Source organism: Mesorhizobium sp. M0618 (genome assembly GCF_040320765.1).
In the GTDB taxonomy this organism is placed as follows: Bacteria; Pseudomonadota; Alphaproteobacteria; order Rhizobiales; family Rhizobiaceae; genus Mesorhizobium.
The window spans coordinates 26,230-49,175 of sequence record NZ_JAMYQH010000020.1 but is presented as its reverse complement, the minus strand read 5'-3'; the positions used below and the strand labels follow the sequence as shown (position 1 = coordinate 49,175).

The 22,946-nt window shown below is 63.7% G+C and carries 23 protein-coding genes and 1 pseudogene; 14 read left to right on the top strand and 10 right to left on the bottom strand.

Translation table 11 applies throughout. The features are described from left to right. Positions 1-85: 85 nt before the first annotated feature. Positions 86-538 carry a manganese-binding transcriptional regulator MntR gene (gene mntR, locus NKJ04_RS21040; RefSeq protein ID WP_352440441.1) on the top strand — a complete coding sequence of 151 codons (453 nt, stop codon included), beginning with the start codon at positions 86-88 and terminating at the stop codon, positions 536-538. A 94-nt stretch (positions 539-632) separates the two neighbouring features. Beyond that, the gene (locus tag NKJ04_RS21035; RefSeq protein ID WP_352440442.1) at positions 633-821 is read left to right on the top strand and encodes a hypothetical protein; all 189 of its coding nucleotides are present in this window, start codon (positions 633-635) and stop codon (positions 819-821) included. Positions 822-904: 83 nt separating this feature from the next. Here NKJ04_RS21035 and NKJ04_RS21030 read toward each other — a convergent pair whose 3' ends face one another. Continuing rightward, a complete protein-coding gene (locus tag NKJ04_RS21030) occupies positions 905-3,004 on the bottom strand; it encodes a hypothetical protein (protein WP_352677290.1) in 2,100 nt (699 codons plus the stop codon). 188 nt (positions 3,005-3,192) lie between these two features. On the opposite strand from NKJ04_RS21030, the gene ypfJ reads away from it, so the two are divergent. From ypfJ to NKJ04_RS21015, 3 genes are all read left to right on the top strand, one after another. After that, the gene (ypfJ, locus tag NKJ04_RS21025) at positions 3,193-4,113 is read left to right on the top strand and encodes a KPN_02809 family neutral zinc metallopeptidase (RefSeq protein ID WP_352556107.1); all 921 of its coding nucleotides are present in this window, start codon (positions 3,193-3,195) and stop codon (positions 4,111-4,113) included. A gap of 155 nt (positions 4,114-4,268) precedes the next feature. Further along, positions 4,269-5,534, top strand: a complete 1,266-nt coding sequence (locus tag NKJ04_RS21020; protein ID WP_352677289.1) for a TCR/Tet family MFS transporter — start codon at positions 4,269-4,271, stop codon at positions 5,532-5,534. Next, on the top strand, positions 5,531-6,448 hold the full coding sequence (locus tag NKJ04_RS21015) for an aldo/keto reductase (RefSeq protein WP_352677288.1): 918 nt from the start codon (positions 5,531-5,533) through the stop codon (positions 6,446-6,448). Before NKJ04_RS21020 ends, NKJ04_RS21015 begins: the two co-directional genes overlap by 4 nt. A gap of 73 nt (positions 6,449-6,521) precedes the next feature. Here NKJ04_RS21015 and NKJ04_RS21010 read toward each other — a convergent pair whose 3' ends face one another. The 3 genes from NKJ04_RS21010 to carA form a co-directional block, all read right to left on the bottom strand. Continuing rightward, complete coding sequence (locus NKJ04_RS21010; RefSeq protein WP_023809687.1) at positions 6,522-6,902, bottom strand: helix-turn-helix domain-containing protein; 381 nt, start codon at positions 6,900-6,902, stop codon at positions 6,522-6,524. A 14-nt stretch (positions 6,903-6,916) separates the two neighbouring features. After that, on the bottom strand, positions 6,917-7,168 hold the full coding sequence (locus tag NKJ04_RS21005) for a type II toxin-antitoxin system RelE family toxin (protein WP_023809686.1): 252 nt from the start codon (positions 7,166-7,168) through the stop codon (positions 6,917-6,919). A gap of 70 nt (positions 7,169-7,238) precedes the next feature. Then, the gene (gene carA, locus NKJ04_RS21000) at positions 7,239-8,456 is read right to left on the bottom strand and encodes a glutamine-hydrolyzing carbamoyl-phosphate synthase small subunit (protein ID WP_352677287.1); all 1,218 of its coding nucleotides are present in this window, start codon (positions 8,454-8,456) and stop codon (positions 7,239-7,241) included. 278 nt (positions 8,457-8,734) lie between these two features. Between carA and NKJ04_RS20995 the strand changes: the two genes are divergently transcribed. After that, entirely contained in the window at positions 8,735-9,184 is a 450-nt protein-coding gene (locus tag NKJ04_RS20995; RefSeq protein WP_023809684.1) for a GatB/YqeY domain-containing protein, read from the top strand. A 128-nt stretch (positions 9,185-9,312) separates the two neighbouring features. Next, entirely contained in the window at positions 9,313-9,627 is a 315-nt protein-coding gene (locus NKJ04_RS20990; RefSeq protein WP_352555724.1) for a hypothetical protein, read from the top strand. 109 nt (positions 9,628-9,736) lie between these two features. Here NKJ04_RS20990 and NKJ04_RS20985 read toward each other — a convergent pair whose 3' ends face one another. Beyond that, positions 9,737-10,642, bottom strand: a complete 906-nt coding sequence (locus NKJ04_RS20985) for a LysR family transcriptional regulator (RefSeq protein ID WP_352555725.1) — start codon at positions 10,640-10,642, stop codon at positions 9,737-9,739. 102 nt (positions 10,643-10,744) lie between these two features. On the opposite strand from NKJ04_RS20985, the gene pcaD reads away from it, so the two are divergent. From pcaD to NKJ04_RS20970, 3 genes are all read left to right on the top strand, one after another. Further along, entirely contained in the window at positions 10,745-11,536 is a 792-nt protein-coding gene (pcaD, locus tag NKJ04_RS20980; protein WP_352677286.1) for a 3-oxoadipate enol-lactonase, read from the top strand. A gap of 276 nt (positions 11,537-11,812) precedes the next feature. After that, on the top strand, positions 11,813-12,058 hold the full coding sequence (locus tag NKJ04_RS20975) for a hypothetical protein (protein WP_127297497.1): 246 nt from the start codon (positions 11,813-11,815) through the stop codon (positions 12,056-12,058). Positions 12,059-12,102: 44 nt separating this feature from the next. Beyond that, complete coding sequence (locus NKJ04_RS20970) at positions 12,103-12,318, top strand: hypothetical protein (RefSeq protein ID WP_127297496.1); 216 nt, start codon at positions 12,103-12,105, stop codon at positions 12,316-12,318. Between the two features lie 104 nt (positions 12,319-12,422). On the opposite strand, the gene NKJ04_RS20965 is transcribed toward NKJ04_RS20970, so the two are convergent. Together NKJ04_RS20965 and NKJ04_RS20960 are read right to left on the bottom strand one after the other, a co-directional pair. Continuing rightward, on the bottom strand, positions 12,423-12,566 hold the full coding sequence (locus NKJ04_RS20965) for a zinc-binding dehydrogenase (protein ID WP_023809679.1): 144 nt from the start codon (positions 12,564-12,566) through the stop codon (positions 12,423-12,425). A gap of 78 nt (positions 12,567-12,644) precedes the next feature. Next, entirely contained in the window at positions 12,645-13,628 is a 984-nt protein-coding gene (locus tag NKJ04_RS20960) for a hypothetical protein (protein ID WP_352677285.1), read from the bottom strand. 403 nt (positions 13,629-14,031) lie between these two features. Between NKJ04_RS20960 and NKJ04_RS20955 the strand changes: the two are divergent. Beyond that, positions 14,032-14,744 (top strand): annotated as a pseudogene (locus tag NKJ04_RS20955) (DNA helicase). Positions 14,745-14,766: 22 nt separating this feature from the next. Here NKJ04_RS20955 and NKJ04_RS20950 read toward each other — a convergent pair. Then, entirely contained in the window at positions 14,767-15,714 is a 948-nt protein-coding gene (locus tag NKJ04_RS20950) for a hydrogen peroxide-inducible genes activator (protein ID WP_352677284.1), read from the bottom strand. Between the two features lie 263 nt (positions 15,715-15,977). On the opposite strand from NKJ04_RS20950, the gene katG reads away from it, so the two are divergent. Together katG and NKJ04_RS20940 are read left to right on the top strand one after the other, a co-directional pair. Further along, positions 15,978-18,185 carry a catalase/peroxidase HPI gene (gene katG / locus NKJ04_RS20945; RefSeq protein ID WP_352677283.1) on the top strand — a complete coding sequence of 736 codons (2,208 nt, stop codon included), beginning with the start codon at positions 15,978-15,980 and terminating at the stop codon, positions 18,183-18,185. Positions 18,186-18,368: 183 nt separating this feature from the next. Continuing rightward, complete coding sequence (locus tag NKJ04_RS20940; RefSeq protein ID WP_352677282.1) at positions 18,369-18,926, top strand: GNAT family N-acetyltransferase; 558 nt, start codon at positions 18,369-18,371, stop codon at positions 18,924-18,926. 8 nt (positions 18,927-18,934) lie between these two features. Here NKJ04_RS20940 and NKJ04_RS20935 read toward each other — a convergent pair whose 3' ends face one another. Next, positions 18,935-19,351 carry a MerR family transcriptional regulator gene (locus NKJ04_RS20935; protein WP_023809674.1) on the bottom strand — a complete coding sequence of 139 codons (417 nt, stop codon included), beginning with the start codon at positions 19,349-19,351 and terminating at the stop codon, positions 18,935-18,937. 106 nt (positions 19,352-19,457) lie between these two features. Between NKJ04_RS20935 and NKJ04_RS20930 the strand changes: the two genes are divergently transcribed. Next, positions 19,458-21,632, top strand: coding sequence for a heavy metal translocating P-type ATPase (locus tag NKJ04_RS20930; RefSeq protein ID WP_352677281.1), 2,175 nt, complete (start codon positions 19,458-19,460; stop codon positions 21,630-21,632). A 61-nt stretch (positions 21,633-21,693) separates the two neighbouring features. Here NKJ04_RS20930 and NKJ04_RS20925 read toward each other — a convergent pair whose 3' ends face one another. Then, complete coding sequence (locus tag NKJ04_RS20925) at positions 21,694-22,878, bottom strand: MFS transporter (RefSeq protein ID WP_352677280.1); 1,185 nt, start codon at positions 22,876-22,878, stop codon at positions 21,694-21,696. Between the last annotated feature and the right edge of the window lie 68 nt (positions 22,879-22,946).

The window sequence follows — 22,946 nt, the reverse complement described above, 5'->3', positions numbered from 1 at the left end:
TGGCGGAATGCAAATAAACGGCCTGAAGAATCAGAGCCCGTGCTATGAAAGCGTGGACGGGTGATAGCCTCGGGAGGAGCGCGTATTGGCGCCGAAGAACAGACCAGTCCCGCGTGAGCCGCTGCTCGACGCCGAAATTCATTCGGAGGGATTCCGGCAGCAGCGCGAAGCGCGCCGCAGCGCGCTGGTCGAGGATTATGTCGAGCTGATCGCCGATCTGATCGAGGACGGCAATGAGGCGCGCCAGGTCGACATTGCCGCACGCCTTGGCGTCGCCCAGCCGACGGTGGCCAAGATGCTGACCAGGCTGTGCGCCGACGGGCTGGTGTCGCGAAAGCCCTATCGCGGCGTTTTCCTGACCGATGCCGGCCGCAAGGTCGCCGAGGAGAGCCGCATCCGCCACCAGACGGTGGAAGCCTTTTTGCGCTCGCTCGGTGTCAGCGCCGAGACGGCGCGCATCGACGCCGAGGGCATCGAGCACCATGTCAGCGCCGAGACGCTGGAAGCCTTCCGCAAGGCCATGACAGCAGTGCGCTGAGCTTCCGCCTGGATTTCCCCAGCCACCGGAACCCTCGCACGCTGAGCACGTTGGGTCTGACATCCGCGCAAGGCGAGCGGCAAGGGAGGAAGCGATGGGCGTTGAACAGGCACCGACCGCAAAGGGCAAGCAGGCTGCCGAGGGACTGAAACAGGCGGCGGCCAGGGATGAGCGCAAGACCGAAGCGGAGACCGGCCATCCGTTGAAAAAGGGCGCGGCTCGTTTCGAGGAACGTTCGAAGAGCTCCGACGGCAAGAGCGCCGGCGCCAAGCAGGAAGATTAGACGTCTGTCAGGTTGACGTCAGCTGTTCTGGGCGAACGCCGTCTGCCGGAACGTGGTGGCGGCGCTTTCAACAAACCGTTCCCTCACTCGCGGACGTCCTGCACCCAGCTGCGCGGGTGGCCGTCGACGCGGAACTGGAAGATGAAATAGGGCGGAATGCAGGTGCCTTTGCCAGCTTTCGCTTCCGCCAGATCGTCATAGCCTGCGGTGCAGATGTAGTCCTCGCGGCAGGGATGCGCCTTGTCGCAGGCTCGTAGGCCGGCGGTCTTGGTAAATTCCTTCGTGCAGAATTTGTGGTCCTTGCCCGACGCGATGCAGTCGTTGAAGCCGGTCTTGGCCAGACGCCCGCACGTTGCTTCGTCGGGAAGCTTGTCGCAGCTTGCCTTGCGCAGCATGCCACCGGGAAAGCCGCCGGTCTTCTGCTGCGGATTGTCGTAGCGCTGGCGCGCGGCGCCATAGCCGGCGAGTTTGACCAGCGGCTTCTTGTCCTTCGCGGAGTCGATGGCGCAGGCCTTGGCGGTGGCCGGCGACAGGCGGCAATACTGGTCGCTGCCCCAGCTCGACATCTTGATCTCGCCGAACTCGACGGGGTCGCCGACCACCGTGCCTGCTTCGCTGACGCAGGTGCCGAAGCCTGGATGGAAGGCGCTTTCGTGGACACCGGCGCAGCGCAGGCCCGCACCGCAGCTCCAGTCCTTGAAACTTGCATCCTCGCCGCGATAGCAGATCGAGCCCCAGCCATTGTAGAGGTCGGTGTCTTTCAGCGCCTCGGCATATCTGGCGTCCGGACGGGCGGCGAAGCTGCGCGTAAAGTCTAGCTGACTGCCGGCGGCGAACTGCTCGACGATGGCGCGGCGGCGCGGCAGGTCGGCGAAGAACACGGCCGAGCCCGGCACGAAGACGGCGTTGCGGCGCGGCTCGCTCACCGGATCTGCGCCGGTGTAGTGGAAACCGGCAATGCCACGCGTCTGATGGCAGCCGGTGCAGCTCATCTCGTTGAGCCGCAAGTTGAAGCCGGCCACCGACTTGATGGTCGAGAGTGTGTTGCCCCTGGCGATATAGTTCTTCAGCGCCTTGTCGATGTCCGCGTCGTCGACCAGCCCGTAGACGATGTTGTTCTGCGACCGGCTGAGACCGCCGGGGGCGACGGAGACGGCGCTCCTGGCCAGGAACTTTTCGTCGATCACCAGCCGGCCATGGTCGAGGTCGTAGATGTTGCGGTCGGTGAGCAGCCATTTGGCGAAGGACGGCTTGTCGGCCAGCACAATGGCGCGGTCGATCTGGTTTTCCATCTTCGCTTCATAGAAGCTGGACGCAGCCGGATCCCATTTGAAGATCTTCAGGAGATATTCGGCATGGCCGCCGAAATCGCGCCGCGTCGAGGCCGACAGCCTGAGCACCTGCATGTTGAGTTCGAGCCGCATGATCTGCGACGAATTCAGCATGGTGCCTGACAGCGGCCCTTCGTCGGAGCGCAGCCAGGCGGCAAGCTGGTCGGGTGGCAGGTCTTTTTTTCCAGCTGCCAGCCAGCGCTGGGCAACATCGGCGCAGGACACGTCAGTGGCGCTTGGCAGGTCCTTCGAGGCGCGCGCTTGTGCCTGCCTGGGTTTGGCGTTGAACACCAGGCTCATGGTCAGCGGCAGGCGCGAGGAAATGCGCTGGCCCGCCTTTCCCTTCACAGGCTTTTCCGCGACCGAATAGTGGAAACGGTAGATCAGCCGGATTTCGCCGCATTCGGTGTGGCCGAGATAGCCACGGTCCATGCGGTTGACGACGCCGGTCAGGTCCAGCGTCGAGCCGTCGTCATCGATGTATTTCGGATTGAATTTCTGGCTGGTGTCCTTCGACTTCGCCATGGCAGCAACATAGGGATCGGGGCTGGTCTTCGGCTCGTCGGCTATCTGCCGCTTGACTGTGTCGCGCACCGTGGCCAGCGCCGGCACCGAAAACAGGCCGCGATTGTCGACCTCGCGGGTGAGGCCGAGTGCCGGGCCCAGCAGGCGGCTGATCGACAGGCCACCACGCTCCAGCGCCTGCAAGGTGGCGGGATCGGTGACGGCAACGCTGGAATCGAGCGTGGCGGCACGGGCGGACCCGATGCCGAAACAAGTCAATGCCGTCAGCAACAGCAGGAATTGGCCGGTCGTCCGCAAGCGCCCCTCGCTTCCCAGAGAAACGGACATTAACGGTCTTCGATAGTCTCGGCCATGGGGACGATTGCAACGCCGAGCCGCTCGCCGCAACGAACTTGGCCGCAAGGCGACCCGTATGGCCAAAAAGGCCATCGAAAAATGCTGTGACTTGGCGCAACCATTGGGATAATTGTTTGTTGCCCCGGAACAACGGGGAAGTTGCTGCACGAGGAGTTGCCATGCTCTGGAAGGGCCGTCGTCAGAGTGACAATATCGAGGACGACCGCAGCGACAGCGGCGGTGGCGGACTCGGCGGCGGCGGTGGCCAGTTCCGCATTCCGATCGGCGGCCGCACCGGTGGCGGCGGCAGCATCTTCCTCGTCATCCTGGTGGTGCTGGCCGGATGGTATTTCGGCTTCGATCCGTCGACGATCCTGGGTGGCGGCGACGGCGGCCTGCTGCCGGGCGGCGGCGGCCAGATCACCGACAACAGCGGACAGGACAACGGTGCCACACCGGCCAATGACGAGATGAAGCAGTTCGTGGCCACCGTGCTGGCCGAGACCGAGGACACCTGGTCCGGCATCTTCAAATCTCAGGGCCTAACCTACGAGGATCCGAAACTGGTGCTGTTTTCCGGCCAGGTCCGTTCGGCCTGCGGCTTTGCCTCCGCGGCGGCCGGACCGTTCTATTGTCCCGGCGACCACAAGGTCTATCTCGACATGACCTTCTTCCAGCAGCTCGACCAGCAGTTCGGCGCCTCGGGCGAATTCGCCCGCGCCTATGTGATTGCGCATGAGGTCGGCCACCACGTGCAGAACCTGACCGGGATCATGTCCAAGTTCAACCAGATGCGGCAAAGCATGGGCGAGGTCGAAGCCAACCAGATGTCGGTGCGAATCGAGCTTCAGGCCGACTGCTTTGCCGGCGTATGGGCGCATTACACCGGGCAGAAAGGCATATTGGAGCAGGGCGACATGGAGAGCGCGCTGAACGCCGCCAAGCAGATCGGCGACGACACGCTGCAGAAGAAGACGCAAGGATATGTTGTGCCGGAAAGCTTCAACCACGGCACCTCGCAGCAGCGGCAGACCTGGCTGGCGCGCGGTTACAAGAGCGGCAAGCTGTCGGAGTGCAACACGCTGAGTGGGCCGATCTGACGAGATCGTTTTCGAGCTTCACCTGCCGGCGATGTTGCCGTCAGGGGGTGTCAGGATGAATAGAATCAGCCTGTTCCCACATTGTTCCTTGCGGCGGGCTCGCCTATAAGTGCGTCCGCCTGCGCCTGAGGGCGAGCAGAGGAGCTTGATCCTGCATGATCGACCCCAAAACCGCCAGACGGGGCCTTGCGCTCGTCTTCACCACGCTGCTGCTCGACATTATCGGCTTCGGCATGATCATGCCGGTGCTGCCGGCCTATCTCCGGGAATTGACCGGCGTCAGCATCAGCGGCGCGGCGATCGAAGGCGGCTGGCTGTTCTTCGTCTATGCGGCGATGCAGTTCGTCTTCGCGCCGATCATGGGCGGCTTGAGCGACCGGTTCGGACGGCGGCCGATCCTGCTCGCATCGGTGCTGACCTTCTCCATCGACAATCTGATCTGCGCGGTCGCCTGGTCCTACCCGATGCTGTTCATCGGGCGTGTGCTGGCCGGCATTTCAGGCGCCAGCTATTCGACGACTTCAGCCTTCATCGCCGATATTTCGAACGATGAGAACCGGGCAAAGAATTTCGGCCTGCTCGGTATCGCGTTTGGCGTCGGCTTCGTCATCGGGCCGGTTCTGGGCGGGCTGCTCGGTACGTTCGGGCCGCGCGTGCCGTTCTATTTCGCCGCCGGGCTCGCCTTCGTGAATTTCCTCATTGCGTTGTTTTTCCTCCCGGAAACGCTCGATGACAAGCATCGCCGCCGCTTCGAGTGGAAACGCGCCAACCCGGTCGGCACGCTGCTCCAGATGCGCCAATATCAAGGCATCGGCTGGATCGGGCTTGTCTTCTTCCTGATGACGCTCGGGCACATGATGTATCCGGCGGTCTGGTCGTTCGTCTCCAGCTATCGCTATGGCTGGAGCGAGCAGCAGATCGGCTTCTCGCTCGGCGCCTTCGGCCTGTGCGGTGCGATCGTCATGGCGACGGTGCTGCCGCGCGTGATCCCGAGGCTTGGCGAGTGGAAGACGGCGGTCATCGGCCTGACATTCACGGCAGCCAGCGCCTTCGGCTACGCCTTCGCGTCGCAAGGCTGGATGATCTATGCGGTGATCGTCGTCGGCTGCCTGGAAGCGCTGGCCGATCCGCCGCTGAGGAGCCTCGCCGCCGCCAAGGTGCCGCCTTCGGCGCAGGGCGAGTTGCAGGGCGCGATGACCTCGATCTTCTCGATCACCTCGATCATCACGCCGCTGCTCTATACGGCGATCTTTTCCTGGTTCACCGGGCCAAGCGCGCCGGTGACCTTCGGCGGTGCGCCCTATCTGGTGGGCGCATGTTTTCTGACGCTGGCGGTCATCGTCTTCGTCACCAAGGTGGCGAGGCCCGCGGCGCGCGCAAATGTCACCGCCGGCGTCGCCGAAGATGGAGCGCAGGTGTGAGTCACAGCCGCATTGCGCTGACTCGGGACGGACTGTCGCTGTCGCGGTTGGTCTTCGGCGCCTCGCGTCTGCTCGACAGCGCCGCCCGCCCGGATGCCGATCAGGTCGCACGGCTGATCGGCACCGCCGTCGATCTCGGCCTGACCAGCTTCGATCATGCCGACATCTATGGGAACTACGAGGTGGAAGCGGCCTTCGGTGCGGGATTGGCGCGCTGGGAAGGCAAGCGCGACAGCATCGAGCTGATCTCGAAATGCGATATCATGCTGAAGTCGCCAAACCGGCCGGACAACCGGCTGAAGCACTACGATACCGGTGGCGGCCATATTGTTGCGTCGGTGGAGCGGTCGCTTGCCAATCTCGGTACCGACTATATCGCCCTGTTGCTGCTGCACCGGCCCGACCCGCTGACGGATGCCGACGAGACGGCGGCAGCTCTTGCCAAGCTGGTCACATCTGGCAAGGTGAGGGCGGTCGGCGTCTCCAACTTCACGCCGTCGCAGTTCGATCTGCTGGCCTCACGGTTGCCGTTCGCCCTCGCCACCAACCAGATCGAAATGTCGGTGCTGAAAACGGCCGCATTGACCGACGGCAGCCTGGACCACGCGCAGCGCCTTGCCTATGCGCCGATGATCTGGTCGCCGCTCGGGGGCGGCTCGCTGTTCACCGGCAAGGAGGGGCGCGAGGCGCGGGTGCGGGCAGCGCTTGCTGCGGTGGCCGCCGAGATCGGAGCCGGCGATCTGGCTGCCGTCGCGATCGCCTGGCTATTGCGCCATCCGGCCCGATTGGTGCCGGTGCTGGGTTCGATGAAGCCGGAACGGCTGGCCGCCATGGTCAAGGCGTTGGAGATCAGCCTCGACCGCCAGCAATGGTTCGCCATCCTGGAAGCCAGCGAAGGCCGGCCGGTGGCGTAGGACGAGATACTAGAGTCTTTGTTTGACGCAATTCCCGGACGGAAAACCGTTTCACACTTTTCCCGGGATTGCTCTAGGTTTCGATCCATTCGCCGGGGATATCCAGCGTCTTTGCCAGCATGGCACTGGTCTGCGGCGATGGTTTGCGACGATTGGATTCGAGGTCGGACAGGAAACCCTGGCTGACACCAATAGCAGTCGCCAAATCGGCTTGGGTCAGGTTGCGCCAATTGCGCAGCGCCTTGAGCCGGCTCGAGCCCCGCAGGATATCCATGGTCACGGCAGCGGGCAGGGGCTTTTCCGTTTTGAGCTCGGCCTTCCGTTCATCGTAGATCGCCACATCCGCAGCATCCATGGCTTCTTCAGCGGCATGCAGCAATGCCTCGTAGTCGGCCCTCGGGATGACGACCAGTTCTTCGCCGGTTGAGGTCTTGATGATTTGCGGGGCGTTCATGATGATGTCCTGTCCTATGGCCTGCTATAGGTCGTCGTTTCACGCTTGCCGATGTAGATCGCGAGAATCGTGGTGCGGTCTTCGTCGAATATGACGCGGTAGCGGCCGATACGCAGTCTATAACCGTTCCGGCCGGCAAGACGCTTTACATCTCCACGACCGCTGACGGCGTAAGTGATCAAACCTTCGGAAACCTGCTCGCGGACATCCGCCGGCAGGTTATCGAGATCGCGAGCCGCCGATACTGAAAGGATGATCGTCTTCACAACAAATAATATCGCACATTTATCGCTTTGCGTTAAGCGATATTATAGCTAACAGCCGATCCTCAAAGGATCAGGCCCGTTCGGCCAGCAATTCCTCGCCGCGCTTTTCGCGGATCAAATTGACGAAGCGGCGGAACAGGTAGTGCGAATCCTGCGGGCCGGGGGAGGCTTCGGGGTGATGCTGGACCGAGAACACCGGCCGGCCGGTCAGCGTGATGCCGCAGTTCGAACCATCGAACAGCGAGACGTGGGTTTCCTCGACGCCCGATGGCAGCGAGTCGGCATCGACGGCAAAGCCGTGGTTCATCGAGACGATCTCGACCTTGCCGGTGGTGTGGTCCTTGACCGGATGGTTGGCGCCGTGATGGCCCTGGTGCATCTTGGCGGTCTTGCCGCCCAGCGCCAGTGCCAGCATCTGGTGGCCGAGGCAGATGCCGAACACCGGGATGTCGGTCTTCAACAGATCCCGGATGACCGGCACGGCATAGTCACCGGTGGCTTCCGGGTCGCCGGGGCCATTGGAGAGAAAAATGCCGTCCGGCTGCATGGCAAGGATTTGTTCGGCGCCGGTCTTGGCCGGCACCACCGTGACCTTGGCGCCGAGGCCGGCGAGCAGGCGCAAGATGTTGCGTTTGACGCCATAATCGATGGCGACGACGTGCATTGTCGGTTCGGTCTGCTCGCCAAAGCCTTCGTTCCACACCCAGGGCGTCTCGCGCCAGACCGAGGACTGGCCCGACGTGACTTCCTTGGCGAGGTCAAGCCCGATCAGCCCCGACCATGCGGCGGCGCGGCGCTTCAGATCGTCGAGGTCGAACACGCCATCAGGCGCATGCGCGATGACGGCGTTGGGCATGCCCCTTTCACGGATCAGCGCGGTGAGCGCGCGGGTGTCGATGCCCGAAAGGGCGACGATGCCGCGCTTCTTCAGCCATTGGTCGAGACCAGCGCCGGCGCGGTAGTTGGACGGGTCGGTGACATCGGCCTTGAACACGGCGCCAACGGCGCCGGCGCGGGCGGTCGGATTGAGGTCCTCGATGTCCTCGTCATTGGTGCCGATGTTGCCGATATGCGGGAAGGTGAAGGTGACGATCTGGCCGGCATAGGAAGGGTCAGTGAGGATTTCCTGGTAGCCGGTCAGCGCCGTGTTGAAGCAGACTTCGGCGACGGCGGAGCCGGTGGCGCCGAGGCCGCGACCTTCGATGACGGTGCCGTCGGCCAGCACCAGAAGGGCGGTCGGCTTTTCAGTGGTCCAGGCGGGCGTCGAGGCGGCGGTCATCTCGGCCATGGCGGCACTCCTATCGGGCTGCCCGCTGCAACCGGCCCGGCGGGCCATCTGCGCGGCAAACGGCGCGAAGCGGCGATTTTCGCGGCCTCCACGCAGTCAAATTTCCGTTCATGCAAGGCCCAGTACATAGGGGAAGGGGGCAGAGCGGTCAATGATCATGCGAAATGCCGCCATGTTTTATTTCGCCTAGCAAAATCAGTGGCTTGCCCCGGCATATCAGGGTTTGCCTTGGCTCGCCCCCGGCGCTATTGTCCGCGCCGATCGAAGGAGAATGTACCATGCGCGGCAAAATCGCCGAATCCCTGAAGAGCGCGATGAAGGCGCAGGACAAGCACCGGCTGCCGACATTGCGGCTGATCCAAGCGGCCATTCACGACCGCGACATCGCCAATCGCGGTTCGGGCAAGGAGCCGGCCAGCGATGAGGAGATCCTGCAGATCCTGGCCAAGATGGTGAAGCAGCGCGAGGAATCGGCCAAAGCCTTCGACGACGGCAAACGGCCGGAACTCGCCGCGCAGGAGCGCGGCGAGATGGAGATCATCCGCACCTTCCTGCCGACGCAGTTGGACGATGCGGCGGTGACGGCTGCGGCGCGCGAGGCGATCGCCGCGACCAGTGCGGCCAGCCAGAAGGACATGGGCAAGGTGATTGCCGCACTGAAGCAGAAATATGCCGGCCAGATGGATTTCGGCAAGGCGAGCGGCATCGTCAAGGGTCTGCTGCAGTAGGGTGCTGCTCATCTCGTCGCTTGGGTGGCCGACCGGGCGCTCCCGGAACCCAGATCCGTCCGGAAGTCCAGGAGTTGGAACTCGGATACCGTTGAGATGTTTATCCGTCATGCAATTGGAGAGATGTCATGACTGAGAACGAAACCCGCTATGAAACCGGTGCGACGAAATATCCGGCAAAGACCGATGCCGACGCTTCCGATGAATTCTCCCAGGATGCGGCCGCCAACAAGAAGCCCGCCGGCGGCATCGGGCTCACCCGCCGGGTGGGCGAAGTGGAAGACCGAACCCGCCAGTCGGACGGACAAAACCCGCCAAGGCAAGGCACGCCGAGCGCCGCAACCGAAAAGACGTCCGGGGCCGGCCCCGCTATCGCGGAGCGTTCAAAGGACGCCAAGGCTCCGAAGAGCGGCCGCCAGCCTGGAGCGTATGTCAAGAAGTGATCGCTGGACGGGACCCGAGGTCCTAGCATTGCACGGCCGGTCATTAACGACCGATTTACACTTGCGCCTTTCGCGACCGGTTGGTCGGTATCTGTCCGGACCTCCTCGGCTACAATGCACGGCGCAATGCCGGCGCTTCCTGCTGGATATGATCCCACAGCCGGTTGGCGATCGGCCCATGCGGCCGGTCGCGGCGCCGCGCCACCACCAGTTCGTCGGTGCGGCCCGGCAGATGGCGGCCGGCAATGGATTGCAGGCGCCCGTCATGCAGTTCTTCCTCGATCAGGAAGCGGGGCAGGTGGCCCCAGCCAAGGCCCTGCAGGATTATCTCCTTCTTCATGCCCTGGTCGGCGACGAGGCATTGCGGCGCGCCTTCGATCAGCGAATAGTTTTGTTGTGGCGAATGGCGGGCGCTGTCGCGCATGACGCATTGGGTGAGTGCCTGCATCTGGTCCAGGGTGATCGGCTGCTCGATACGCTCGGGCAGAAAGCCCGGCGCCACCACGGGAATGAAGGACACCTTGCACAGATCGACCCATTCCACCCGCGCATCGCCCTTGTCGACCCAGTGCAGGATCAGATCGGCTTCGTCATCGAATAGACGCTCCCATGGGCCGCCGACCGCTTCGAAATGCAGATGCAGGCGGGTGCCGGGGCACTGTGCGAAGAACCGCCCGAGCATGCCCAGCACATGCGGGCGCGGGCACAGGTCGCCTATCACCACGTGGATCTCGCTTTCCTCACCCATCGCCAACTGGGCGGCATGGACGCGCAAACCATCCAGCTCGCGCAGCAGCGATAGCGCTCGGCGGTGGAACGACAGCCCTGCCTCGGTCGCACGCACGCGATAGCCGCTGCGGTCCAGGAGGCAAAGGTCGAGCTGTCGCTCCAGCTTGGCGACGGCAGCGAACACCGCCGGATGCGAGCGATGCAGCACGGCCGCCGCAGGCTGAAAGCCGCCGGTGCGAATCACCGCATCGAAGCATTGAAGGTCGTGGAGAGTAAATTCGGTCATGTCGGTTTTTATTACAAAGATTGTCCCATCTTTGTAATATCAACAAAATTATCCCTCGGCTACGTTTGGCCTCATTCAAACGTTCCAGAAGGAATTTTCATCATGAACAAGCTGAATTTCGTCACGACGGGCGACGGCACGCGCATCGCCTACCGCTTCGACGGCGAGGCAAGCAAGCCGGTGCTGGTGCTATCGAATTCCATCGGCACCACGCTGCACATGTGGGACAGGCAGGTTGGCGAATTGTCGAAGCATTTCCGTGTCCTGCGCTACGACTTTCGCGGCCATGGCGGATCGAGCGTTCCGGTCGGCGCCTATTCGCTCGACCGGCTTGGACGCGACGTCATCGAGCTGCTCGATGCGCTCGGCCTGCAACGCGTACATTTCCTTGGCCTGTCACTCGGCGGGTTCGTCGCGCAGTGGCTCGGCATCCACGCGCCCGAGCGGATCGACCGGCTGATCCTGAGCAACACCTCGTCTCATCTCTCGCCGGCAAGCTATTTCGACGAGCGGATTGCCGCGGTGCGGCAGGCACCGGACATGTCGGAAACCGCCGAGACGTTCCTGAGCAACTGGTTCCCCGCGTCGATGGTTGCCGCCAACGAGCCCGTGGTCGAAGAGTTTCGCACCATGCTGCTGGCTATCGACCGGCAAGGCCTGGCGGGGCTGTTCGCAGCGGTTCGCGACGCCGATCTTCGCCGCACCGTAGCACTGATACCGCGGCCGACGCTGGTGATCGCCGGTCAGCACGACACGGTGACAGCAGCCAGCCACGGCGAGATGATCGCCGCGGCGGTGCCCGGCGCGAAGCTGGTCTTGCTGCCCGCGGTCCATCTGTCGAACATCGAGTATCCGGCAGAGTTCATCCAGGCTGTGGTCGATTTCCTGCGCTGAGCTGGAGCGCGACGGAAAGGCGTCCGGCGCCAGTCCGGCGGTCGCCGAACGTTCGAAGACGCCATGATTCAGAAGAGCGGGCGGCAGCCGGAGCCCTGCGTCAACGTGAGCGGCGGTCCGAACCGAGCCATCCGGCGAAAAGCTTGTTCGACGCCTTTCGGAACGATCCCGTCACCTCGCCATTATCAGCACGAGGGCAGGCTCGACACGCCGTGACCCGACCTTTGAGGCGGCCGGTGACTTTCGAGCGCCAACACGAACACGCCGGAGGAAACGATGACTGGACGCAAAACCCACGATCAACAAATTCGCATCATTGAAGAGCGGGAAAACACAAAGAACGCGGGCGAGGATTTCGATGCAGAGGCGGATCTGAAACGATCAGCGGCGGAACGCGAAGCGCTGCGCAAGGGATCGGACATGAGGACCGACACACCGGACCTCGTCGATCCGGACGACCGCAACATCCTTCGCGGCAAAAATCAGGAAAGCGTCCATCACAAAAACCGTCCTGACGACTAGATGAGCACCGATCCTGGAAACATTTGGATAGATTGGAGGCAGCCATGGCACACGGCGGCAAGAAACACATTGGAGCGGGTTCACAGGGAAAAGGTTCCGGGACAGGCGCCATGACCGTAACGCCAAAGGACAAGCTCGAAGAAAACAAGGTACTGTCCAATCGCGACAAGGCACAGCATTCCAAAGAACGCGGTTTGGACTCCAGGCAGGTCGCGACTGAGCAGCATCAGGATCATGCCGCCAACCGTTTACGGGACTGACGCCCCTGCTGGGCGCCAGCCTCGGCGCGCCGCTAGCTTTTGATAAAATTGGCTCGGCGGCCTGATCCAGCTCTGCGTCCGGGGGAATCCACGCAACCACGTCGCTAGGCGGCGACCTCAAATACGATCCTGCCGCGCACATGCTCGTTTTCCAGCCGTTCTTCCGCCTCGGCGACCTCTCCAAGAGGGTAGGTGGCTTGCACGAAGGGGGTGACTTTGCCGGCCTCGATGAGGCGGCCGATCTCCACGCGCGCTCCGCCACTTTGCCTTTTCCGCCGAACATAAAGCGGCACGGTCTTAATCAACGCGGCGGTGCGATGCGGACTTCAAGACGCTTCGCAGATCGGCAGCGGCTGCGGCGGCGGTGCCGGGTGATCCTTCCTGTATTGGGCGATGATCGGCTCGAGGGTCTTTCGCGGCCAGAATTTAGGTGTGCCGATTTCCTTCAGGCAGGATACGTTCCAGTAGGCGCCCGGCTGTTGTGAATGGTTGGCGACCGCGGCGATGTCGTGCGATTCCGGGTAGATATAGAGCGTCGTCGGATTGTCCTTGACCATCGTGATGATCTGCCGCGCGTCTGAGGGCGACCAGCTGGTGCAGCCATTGCTGCGGCCGCCGGCATAGTCGACCAGTTTGCCGAACGGCACGAAGCCGTCATGGTCGGCATGCGAACTTTTCGGGTTTTTGCGCAGGCATAGGCCGTGCAGCACCTGGGCGGCATGGCCGCCGATCACCCGCTGCCTGGCGTTCGCGGCCTCGCCTTCGCCGTCGAACTGGATGAAGGTGCGCTGGAAAACCGCGTCCTGTTTCGCAGCAGTGCGGTAATAGCCCTTGAACGAGGTTTTCGCCTCGCTGGTCATATAGCCGCCGCCGGCCGTCAACGACGAATCCATCGCATTGCCGAAATTCTTCGCGCACCGCCTGCCATTTGAAAAATCGACAACGCCTTTCAAATTCCGGCCGCTGCCATGACCCGACGAAATCGCGCGAAACGACTGGCTGGCTTCGCAGATGACGTAATAGCGGCGCCCCAGAACGCCATCGCCCAGATCGCTGGGGCGCGTCGCATCCATGGCGAAGTAGCAGGGGTTCTTGACTGCACCTTGCGCGACCTTCTTCCGGTAAAGCGCGCGGGCTCGTTCGAGGACAATTTGTGAGATCTGGCCGTCGCTGTTGCCGATGTGAGCCTGCAGCCAGGCCGGAACGTCAGATGGTGCGGCAAAGGATCGAGCCGACATCGTCAAGGCAATGGCGGCGACGAGGAGGCTGAGGATCGGGACGATACCCAGAGGGACGAATCTCAACCGCACCGGATCAACTCCTGCCAAAGCCGTTTCCTTGCGGTGTTGCCGCCGGGAATCGATCATAAAGGGTCTCGCATTATCAGGCGAAACACATCTTGTTTAGCGCACCCTTTGTTAACGCGTGCCCTCCGCAAGTCCGCACGAAGAGCCATGAAGGAGATCGACGCGCGCAAATGCTCCTACGCCGGGATGCTGGCTCGAGGCTTGCAGCGGGCTCCCCGCATCTTTGAATGTCTGCGATTTTCGATACGCAGGGATTGAGCTATCATCTGATTCTGGCGCAGCCCACGCCTCCTCCCTCCGCCGGGAAAGCATCGTTCATGCAGGGCACTCTCATCACCGAACCGACTGTTCGAGCGCCAGGCATAAGGAGGGATTGCGGAAACTGCTCGCACCAGGAGGTTTTGCAATGAAGCTGTCCGCGCCCGTTTACCATCTGAAGCGTCAAGCCAGGCTGTTGTCCCGCGAGGCCAAAATTCCGCTCCACGAAGCGCTTGATCGTGTTGCAGCACAGGAAGGCTTCGCCAGCTGGAGTCTGCTTGCAGCCGAGGCGGCCGAGGTGGCACCTGCCGGTGTACTGTTTGCGCAACTGGCGCCCGGCGACCTGGTTCTGGTCGGTGCGCGACCCGGCCACGGCAAGACGCTGATGAGCCTCGAACTCGCGATCGAAGCCATGAAATCAGGCCATCGCGGCGTGTTCTTCACGCTGGAGTATACGCAACGAGATGTGCTCGACCGGTTTCGCGCCATCGGGGCGGACCCTGCACGGTTCAACGACCGGTTCGTGTTCGACAATTCCGACGCCATCAGCGCCGACTATATCGTCAAGGCATTGGGCTCGGTGCCGCGCGGCACGCTGGTGGTCATAGACTATCTGCAACTGCTCGATCAGAAGCGGGAAAACCCGACCTGATGGCGCAAGTCCGCACGCTGAAGGCCTTTGCCCGCGACAGGGGATTGATCCTCGTTTTCATCTCGCAGATCGATCGCTCATACGATCCGGCGAGGAAGCCGGTTCCCGATATCAGCGACGTGCGGTTACCGAACCCTCTGGATCTGTCGCTGTTCAACAAGACCTGTTTTCTGAACAAGGGTGAAAGCCGGTTCCAGGCGGCAAGCTGAGATCCGGTCACTTGGGCAGCCTTCATTGGGCTGCTGCCGCCAGGTTCAACTCAACCGATGCCGGATTGTGCTGCGCGCGCAACGCATCGGCCGCCTGGCGAACCACTTCGGATATAAGCAGCAGCTGTTTGGCGATCGGGCTTGTCTTGCGCCAGATCATGCCGATCGTCCGCGACGGTTGGGGATTGGCGAAATGGGCGATAGAGACTGCCGCGGAGCGCGTCTCCACCGGCACGGCCATTTCGGGGATCAAGGTGACGCCGACGCCGGCGCCGACCATCTGCACCAGGGTCGACAGCGAGCTGCCGTCCAGCAACTCGCGCGGCCGTGCCGAATGCATGTTGCAGAACGACAGCGCCTGATCGCGAAAACAATGGCCCTCCTCGAGCAGGAGCAGCCGCATCTCGCGCAGCATTTCGCGGTTGGGCACCGGCTTTCCCTCATCCTCGCCGGGCCGGACCAGCACGAAGTTCTCGGCAAACAGCACGATTTCCGTCAGCGAGGGTTCCGACACCGGCAAGGCAACGATGGCCGCATCGAGCCGGCCGTCGGCCAGTTCCTGGATCAGCTTCTGCGTCTGCGTTTCGCGCACGTGGATATCGAGCCCGTCATGCATGCGGGCGAGGTTGCCGATGATGGCAGGCAGAAGATAGGGTGCGATCGTCGGGATCACGCCGATGCGCAACCGTCCCACCAGCCGGTCGCGCGAGGCGCGGGCCAGATCCGTCAGCTCGTCCACCGAGCGCAGGATGTCGCGGACGCGCAAGGCGAATTCCTCGCCGAAATTGGTCAGCCGGACCTGGCGTGGGCCTCTTTGGAAAAGCGCCGTGCCAAGCGTTTCCTCCAACTCCCGGATCTGCACCGAGATGGCGGGCTGCGAGATCGCGCAGGCATCGGCGGCGCGGCCGAAATGATTGTGCCGCGCCAGCGCCTCGAAATAACGCAACTGCTTCAGCGTCAGGTTTGTCATAATATCATCTTATCGCTGTAATCAGGAAATCCAACTTAAATTAATCAGACGGCTTTGCTATACGAGTCGCAACGAAGATGAGGAGCAGCCGGGACCGCCTGGTGAGGCGCATGCCCGCAGCAACAGGACATCCAACATATTCGGTCGCGTATCGGGCATATGGTCATCGCGCCAGCCATGAAACGGACCGCCTCCAGGGACATTTCTATGTCCCTGTCACGCAGCAGTTGAACAGCTCAACACAGCCACGATCGGAGAAGAACATGGACGCACAGACCGATGATCCCAGCGCCGGCAAATGCCCCGTTGCACACGGATCCTCCAGCAGGAGCAACCGTGACTGGTGGCCCAACCAACTCGATCTTGGCGTTCTCCATCAGCAATCGAACCTTTCGGATCCGATGGGCGAAGAGTTCGACTATGCCGAGGAATTCAAGTCGCTCGATCTCGATGCGGTGATCAAGGACCTGCACCAGGTGATGACGGATTCGCAGGATTGGTGGCCGGCCGACTTCGGCCATTACGGGCCGCTGTTCATCCGCATGGCCTGGCACAGTGCCGGCACCTACCGGATCGGCGATGGCCGTGGTGGCGCCGGGGCAGGCCAGCAGCGTTTCGCACCGCTCAACAGCTGGCCGGACAATGCCAATCTCGACAAGGCGCGCCGGCTGCTGTGGCCGGTCAAGCAGAAATATGGGCGCAAGATCTCCTGGGCCGACCTGCTGATCCTCACCGGCAACGTCGCGCTGGAATCGATGGGTTTCAAGACCTTCGGCTTCGCCGGCGGCCGCGCTGACGTCTGGGAGCCCGAGCAGGACGTCGACTGGGGTTCGGAAACCAAGTGGCTCGACGACAAGCGCTATTCCGGCGACCGTGAACTTCGCGGCCATCTCGGCGCCGTGCAGATGGGGTTGATCTACGTCAATCCGGAAGGGCCGAACGGCACGCCGGATCCGCTGGCCTCGGCCCGCGACATTCGCGAGACCTTCGCCCGCATGGCCATGAATGACGAGGAGACCGTGGCGCTGATCGCCGGTGGTCACACCTTCGGCAAGACGCACGGTGCCGGCGATGCGTCGTTGGTTGGCGCGGAGCCAGAGGGCTCGAGCATCGAGGCGCAAGGCCTCGGCTGGTCGAGCAAGCATGCTTCCGGCATTGCCGGCGACGCCATCACCTCGGGCCTCGAAGTGACCTGGACCACGACGCCGACCAAGTGGAGCAACAATTTCTTCGACAATCTGTTCGGCTTCGACTGGGAACTGACCAAGAGCCCGGCCGGCGCCCATCAGTGGACGCCAAGGGGTGGCGCCGGGGCCGGCACCGTTCCGGATGCGCACGATCCGTCAAAGCGCCGCGCGCCGGCGATGCTGACCACCGATCTCGCGCTGCGGGTAGATCCTTCCTACGAAAAGGTGTCGCGGCGCTTCCACGAGCATCCGGAGCAGTTCGCCGACGCCTTCGCCCGCGCCTGGTACAAGCTGACCCATCGCGACATGGGTCCGGTCGCCCGCTATCTCGGCCCGCTCGTGCCGAAGGAAGAGCTGATCTGGCAGGACCCGATCCCGGCGGTCGACCATGAACTGGTCGGCGAGCAGGACATCGCCTCGCTGAAGGCGAAGATCCTGGCATCGGGCCTGTCGGTTTCCGAGCTGGTTTCGACCGCCTGGGCTTCGGCCTCGACGTTCCGCAATTCCGACAAGCGCGGTGGCGCCAACGGTGCACGTATCCGACTGGCGCCGCAGAAGGATTGGGAAGTCAACCAGCCGGCGGAACTGTCGAAGGTGCTGGCGAAGCTGGAAGCCATCCAGAAGGAGTTCAACGCGGCACAGACCGGCGCGAAAAAGATCTCGCTGGCCGACCTCATCGTTCTCGGCGGCGTTGCCGCGGTCGAGAAAGCCGCGAAGGACGGAGGCCATGAGGTGAAGGTGCCGTTCACGCCAGGCCGCATGGACGCCTCGCAGGAGCAAACGGACGTGCATTCCTTTGCCGCGCTCGAGCCAAAGGTCGACGGCTTCCGCAATTACGTCAGGGGCAAGCAGCCGATGTCGGTCGAGGCCATGCTGGTCGACCGGGCGCAGTTGCTGGCGTTGACCGCGCCGGAATTGACGGTGCTGGTCGGCGGTCTGCGCGTGCTCGGCGCCAATACCGGCGGATCGAAGCACGGCGTGTTCACCGACAGGCCGGGCACTTTGACCAACGACTTCTTCGTCAATCTGCTCAGCATGAACACGGTCTGGGATCCGGCCGCCGGCTCTGTTCCGGGTTCGGAAGAGGTGTACGAGGCGCGCGACCGCAAGACCAAGGCGGTCAGGTGGACCGGCACCCGTGCCGATCTGATCTTCGGCTCGCACGCCCAGTTGCGTGCGCTTGCCGAGGTCTATGGCTCCGCGGATGCAAGCCAGAAATTCGCCAGGGATTTCGTGGCGGCATGGACCAAGGTGATGAACGCCGACCGCTTCGACATCGCCTGACTTCGCATAAGGGTACTCCCGCGCGCCTGCGCCGGAGCTCCAGTCCTCCCAAGGACATAAGATCGGGGCCGCGTTTCCAGCTATGTAAACGCGGCCCTTGTCGTAAGAGGCTGCTCCTTGGTGGATCGTGGCTTCCCGGGCAGGGATGCTATCTTGCCGGTGTCGCGTCTCCGCCGGTGCACCATGATCGAAATCGTCAAACCCGCGCTCGAACATCTACCATCCTACCAGGCGGCGCTCGAACGTGGCTGGTCGCCGGACAATGTGCGGCTGATGGAGGCGACGCGCGAGCAGCTCGCGGCCATCGAAAAGGATCCCGTGGCCTTTCTTGCCGACCTCGACGATCCCCAGGCCAAGGGCGGCCCGATCAGCTTGCCCGACGGCAAAAAAGTGCCGCGCCTACCGGGCTTCCGCCGCTGGATCTGGGACGGCGAGGCGTCGGGCTCGATCGGCTTTCGCTGGCAGAAGGGCACGTCGGAATTGCCGCCGCATGTGCTCGGTCATATGGGCTATGCGGTGGTGCCGTGGAAGCGGCGGCGCGGCTACGCCACCGAGGCGCTGCGGCTGATGCTGGACGAGGCGAGAGCGGTCGGCATGGCTCACGTCGAGATCACCGCCAAGCCGGGCAATCCGGCCTCGCACAAGGTGATCCTGGCCAATGGCGGCAAGCTCGTCGAACGCTTCTTCGAGGACGCCGCCTATGGCGGGGCGGAAAGCTTGCGGTTCCGGATCGAGCTGTAGGATGTGTCTCAACCATGCTCATCGGCGCACAGCGCATGATCCGACAGCGCGCGGATGACGTAGCAGTCGCCGACCGTCTGGCCATTGCAGCACGTGGCGATGCGTTCGAGCTCGGCCTCGAGTCGCTTCAACTGGGCAATCTTTTCCCGCACCGAGATCAGTTGCTCCTCGGCGATCTTGTCGGCGTGGCCGCAGGGCTGCTCGGGGTGGCCGCTCAAGTCGATCAGGGAGCGGATGTCGTCAACGGCGAAGCCGAGGTCGCGGGCGTGGCGGATGAAGGCCAGCCGCTCCAGCTCCTGCCTGGAATAGCGGCGCTGGTTGCCTTCCGAACGCTCGGGTGCGGCGACAAGGCCCATCTGCTCATAATAGCGGATTGTCGGCACCTTGACCCCGGTGCGACGTGAGAGATCACCGATCGAAAACATGAAATTTCCCCTTGAAGCTCTAGTGACTAGAGCAATTATAGTGCCTGACATCAGCATTCAAGACCCATGCGGCGACGCCGCGCGGGCAAGACAGGCAGGTAATGTGATGACGACGCCGCTCAAGCAGGAAACGATCGGGCAGACACGGTTCAAGATCGGCGGCATGGACTGCGCCTCTTGCGCGGCCAAGATCGATACGGCGGTGCGTCGTCTCGACGGCGTCGCCGATGTCTCGGTTTCGGTGACCGGCGCCAGCATGACGGTCAGCCACAGCGGTTGGCTCAACGACGACAAGGTGCTGCGGCAGGTGGCGCGGCTGGGCTACGGCATCGTCAAGGCGGAAGGCGGGGCCGATGGGCGTGCTTCAGTGGCCAAGGATCATGATCATGCTGATCATGATCACAGCGATGCGGCGCCGGGGCAGGCGTGGTGGCGCTCCCGCCGTGCCGTGCTGACGCTGGCCTGCGCGGCAGCGCTTCTCGCCGCCTACGGCATCGGCCATCTTCTTCCTGCGGCCGAGCGCTGGGTCTTCCTTGCCGCCCTGTTGGTCGGCCTGGTGCCGATCGCGCGGCGTGCGCTGATGGCGGCATTGGCCGGCACGCCGTTTTCGATCGAGATGCTGATGACCATCGCGGCGATAGGCGCTGTGATGATCGGGGCTACGGAAGAGGCAGCCGCCGTTGTGGTGCTGTTCCTGATCGGCGAACTTCTGGAAGGTGTCGCCGCCGGCCGCGCGCGGGCGAGCATCCAGGGACTTGCCGATCTGGTGCCGAAGACAGCACTTGTCGAGCGGGCAGGCGGCACATCGGAGGTTCCCGCCGAAGATCTTGCCGTCGGCGACGTTATCGTGGTGGGGCCGGGCGATCGTATCCCCGCCGATGGCGAGATCGTCGAGGGGGCTGGTGATATCGACGAGGCGCCGGTGACCGGCGAGAGCACGCCGAAGCGCAAGGGCGTCGCGGACGCCGTCTTTGCCGGCACGATCAGCACCGACGGCGTGCTCAAGGTGCGGGTGACGGCGGCCGCTTCCGACAACACCATCGCCCGAATTGTGCGGCTGGTGGAGGAGGCGCAGGAGGCCAAGGCGCCGACAGAGCGCTTCATTGACCGTTTTTCGCGATACTACACGCCGGCCGTGCTGGCGGTCGGCGCGCTGGTGGCGCTGCTGCCGCCGCTGCTTGCCAGTGGCGACTGGAACGAATGGATCTACAAGGGCCTGGCGATCCTGCTGATCGGCTGCCCCTGCGCGCTGGTCATCTCGACGCCGGCGGCAATCGCCGCGGGCCTTGCGGCCGGGGCGAGGCGCGGCCTGTTGATGAAGGGCGGCGCGGTGCTGGAAGGCTTTCGCCGGATCACGGCGGTCGCCTTCGACAAGACCGGCACGCTGACGGCAGGCAAGCCCGTGGTCACCGACATTGTGGCGTATGGAAGGGATGAACGCACCGTGCTGGCGCTGGCGGCAGCGCTGGAGCAGGGCTCCAGCCATCCGTTGGCGATGGCGATCCTGGACCGGGCCAAGGCCGACAAGGCACCGGTGCCGCCGGCTCTGGCGGCCAAGGCGATCTCGGGCAAGGGTGTCGAGGGCAGCGTTGGCGGCGTTGCCGTCTTCCTCGGCTCCGGCCAGGCGGCGGGCGAACGCGCGGTGATGACCGAAGCACAGCGCCTTGCCGTCGACAGCCTCAACGGCCAGGGCAAGACCGTCTCGGTGCTTGTTGCCGATGGCATGGTGGCCGGGCTGATCGCCATGCGCGACGAGCCGCGGCCGGATGCGGCGGCCGGGATCGCGGCGCTCAAGGCTGAGGGCATCCGCGCGGTGATGCTGACCGGCGACAACCGCCGCACCGCCGAAGCCATCGCCGCTTCCCTCGGCATAGAGGCACGGGCGGAGCTGTTGCCGCAGGACAAGCAGCGCATCGTCGGTGAATTGCAGCGCGAGGGGCTGAAGGTCGCCAAGGTTGGCGACGGCATCAACGACGCGCCGGCGCTGGCTGCCGCCGACATCGGCATCGCGATGGGCGGCGGCACCGATGTGGCGCTGGAAACGGCGGATGCGGCGATCCTGCATGGCCGCGTCACGGACGTCGCTCGCATGATAAAACTGTCGCGGGCGGTGATGGCCAACATCGGTCAGAACATCAGCGTGGCGCTCGGGCTGAAGGCGGTGTTCCTGGTCACCACCATCGCCGGCATCACCGGCCTGTGGCCGGCGATCCTGGCCGACACCGGCGCCACCGTGCTGGTCACCGCCAACGCCATGCGCCTGCTGCGCTGGCGCGGGTGAAGTGTTTTTGGTTGATCACGATCTTTTCGGAAAACCGGCGTCCCCTTTTCCGGATCGTGACCTACTCCGCTGGGGCCGTCAGCGGCGGCGTGGCGTTGCTGCGCCCTTCCCAGACATAGGAGGCGAGCGCCACCGCGATAGCGACCAGCATGGCGATGGCGCCAAGCAGCGGCAGGCTACGGTAGCCATAGCCGGCGTTGAGCATGGCGGCGCCCAGCGACGCGGCCAGCGCGATGCCGACATTGAAGCCGGACGGAATGAGCGACGAGGCGAGGTTCGAGGCGTCGGCGGTCCAGGCCAGGATGCGGGTCTGGATCGGCGTGCCGATGGCGAAATTGAGACCGCCCCAGACGACGATCGCGACAACCATCGGCAGGGGGTAGGGGCTGACGGCATAGATGACGGCCAGCGTCACCGCCTGCAAACCCAGCATGGTGATCAATGACGGCATCAGCTTCCAGTCGGAGAGCTTGCCGCCGAGGAAGACTCCCAGGGTGGCGCCGACGCCGTTGAGCAGCAGCACCCACGGCACCAGGTTCTCGTCGAGCCCTGTGACCTCAAGCAGTGTCGGGGTGATGTAGGTGAACAGGCCGAACTGGCCGATCATCAGCATCAGCATCAGGATCAGCGAGGTCCAGACCTGCTGGCGGGCCAGCACACGGACCTCGCGGGCGAAACCGGCGGGCCTGACCGACGATCCGGTGGTGCGCGGCAACAGGGCTGCCATGGCAAGCGTTGCCGCCACGCCCAGCGCGCACATCACCCAGAAGGTCGCACGCCAGCCCCAGATGTTGCCGATCGCGGTGCCCGCCGGCACGCCGATGACGTTGGAGACGGTGAGGCCGGACAGGATGACGGCGACAGCCATGCCGCGCTGGTCCTCGCGCACGAGACCGACGGCGACGACCATGGCGACGCCGAAATAGGCGCCATGCGCGACCGCCACGGCAATGCGCAACAGAAGCATCGAGGTGAAGTCGGGCGCCAGCGCGCAAGCCGCCTGGCCTATGGTGAAGGCGATGGCGAGGCCGAGCAGCAGGCTCTTGCGTGACAGCGACTTGGTGGCGAGCGCCAGCAGCGGACCGCCGATGGCGATGCCGCAGGCATAGCCGGAGACGAGATAGCCGGCCGAGGGAACCGAAACGCCAAGACCTTGCGCCACCTGCGGCAGCACGCCGGCAATGACGAATTCAGTGGTGCCGAAGGCAAAGGCGGCGATGAACAGGGCTATGAGCGGAAGCGACATGGCGGGAAAACGATCCTGAGCAAAGCGCCTCAAACCACGGATGGGCTTTGCGGGCAATCCAGAAATTG

What these genes read in the sequence shown, in the direction of transcription:
- NKJ04_RS21035 (WP_352440442.1), top strand. Translation starts at nt 633, where the DNA reads ATGGGCGTTGAACAGGCACCGACCGCAAAGGGCAAGCAGGCTGCCGAG.
- NKJ04_RS21030 (WP_352677290.1), bottom strand. Translation starts at nt 3,004, where the DNA reads ATGTCCGTTTCTCTGGGAAGCGAGGGGCGCTTGCGGACGACCGGCCAA.
- ypfJ (WP_352556107.1), top strand. Translation starts at nt 3,193, where the DNA reads ATGCTCTGGAAGGGCCGTCGTCAGAGTGACAATATCGAGGACGACCGC.
- NKJ04_RS21020 (WP_352677289.1), top strand. Translation starts at nt 4,269, where the DNA reads ATGATCGACCCCAAAACCGCCAGACGGGGCCTTGCGCTCGTCTTCACC.
- NKJ04_RS21010 (WP_023809687.1), bottom strand. Translation starts at nt 6,902, where the DNA reads ATGAACGCCCCGCAAATCATCAAGACCTCAACCGGCGAAGAACTGGTC.
- carA (WP_352677287.1), bottom strand. Translation starts at nt 8,456, where the DNA reads ATGGCCGAGATGACCGCCGCCTCGACGCCCGCCTGGACCACTGAAAAG.
- NKJ04_RS20995 (WP_023809684.1), top strand. Translation starts at nt 8,735, where the DNA reads ATGCGCGGCAAAATCGCCGAATCCCTGAAGAGCGCGATGAAGGCGCAG.
- NKJ04_RS20990 (WP_352555724.1), top strand. Translation starts at nt 9,313, where the DNA reads ATGACTGAGAACGAAACCCGCTATGAAACCGGTGCGACGAAATATCCG.
- NKJ04_RS20985 (WP_352555725.1), bottom strand. Translation starts at nt 10,642, where the DNA reads ATGACCGAATTTACTCTCCACGACCTTCAATGCTTCGATGCGGTGATT.
- pcaD (WP_352677286.1), top strand. Translation starts at nt 10,745, where the DNA reads ATGAACAAGCTGAATTTCGTCACGACGGGCGACGGCACGCGCATCGCC.
- NKJ04_RS20975 (WP_127297497.1), top strand. Translation starts at nt 11,813, where the DNA reads ATGACTGGACGCAAAACCCACGATCAACAAATTCGCATCATTGAAGAG.
- NKJ04_RS20970 (WP_127297496.1), top strand. Translation starts at nt 12,103, where the DNA reads ATGGCACACGGCGGCAAGAAACACATTGGAGCGGGTTCACAGGGAAAA.
- NKJ04_RS20950 (WP_352677284.1), bottom strand. Translation starts at nt 15,714, where the DNA reads ATGACAAACCTGACGCTGAAGCAGTTGCGTTATTTCGAGGCGCTGGCG.
- katG (WP_352677283.1), top strand. Translation starts at nt 15,978, where the DNA reads ATGGACGCACAGACCGATGATCCCAGCGCCGGCAAATGCCCCGTTGCA.
- NKJ04_RS20940 (WP_352677282.1), top strand. Translation starts at nt 18,369, where the DNA reads ATGATCGAAATCGTCAAACCCGCGCTCGAACATCTACCATCCTACCAG.
- NKJ04_RS20935 (WP_023809674.1), bottom strand. Translation starts at nt 19,351, where the DNA reads ATGTTTTCGATCGGTGATCTCTCACGTCGCACCGGGGTCAAGGTGCCG.
- NKJ04_RS20930 (WP_352677281.1), top strand. Translation starts at nt 19,458, where the DNA reads ATGACGACGCCGCTCAAGCAGGAAACGATCGGGCAGACACGGTTCAAG.
- NKJ04_RS20925 (WP_352677280.1), bottom strand. Translation starts at nt 22,878, where the DNA reads ATGTCGCTTCCGCTCATAGCCCTGTTCATCGCCGCCTTTGCCTTCGGC.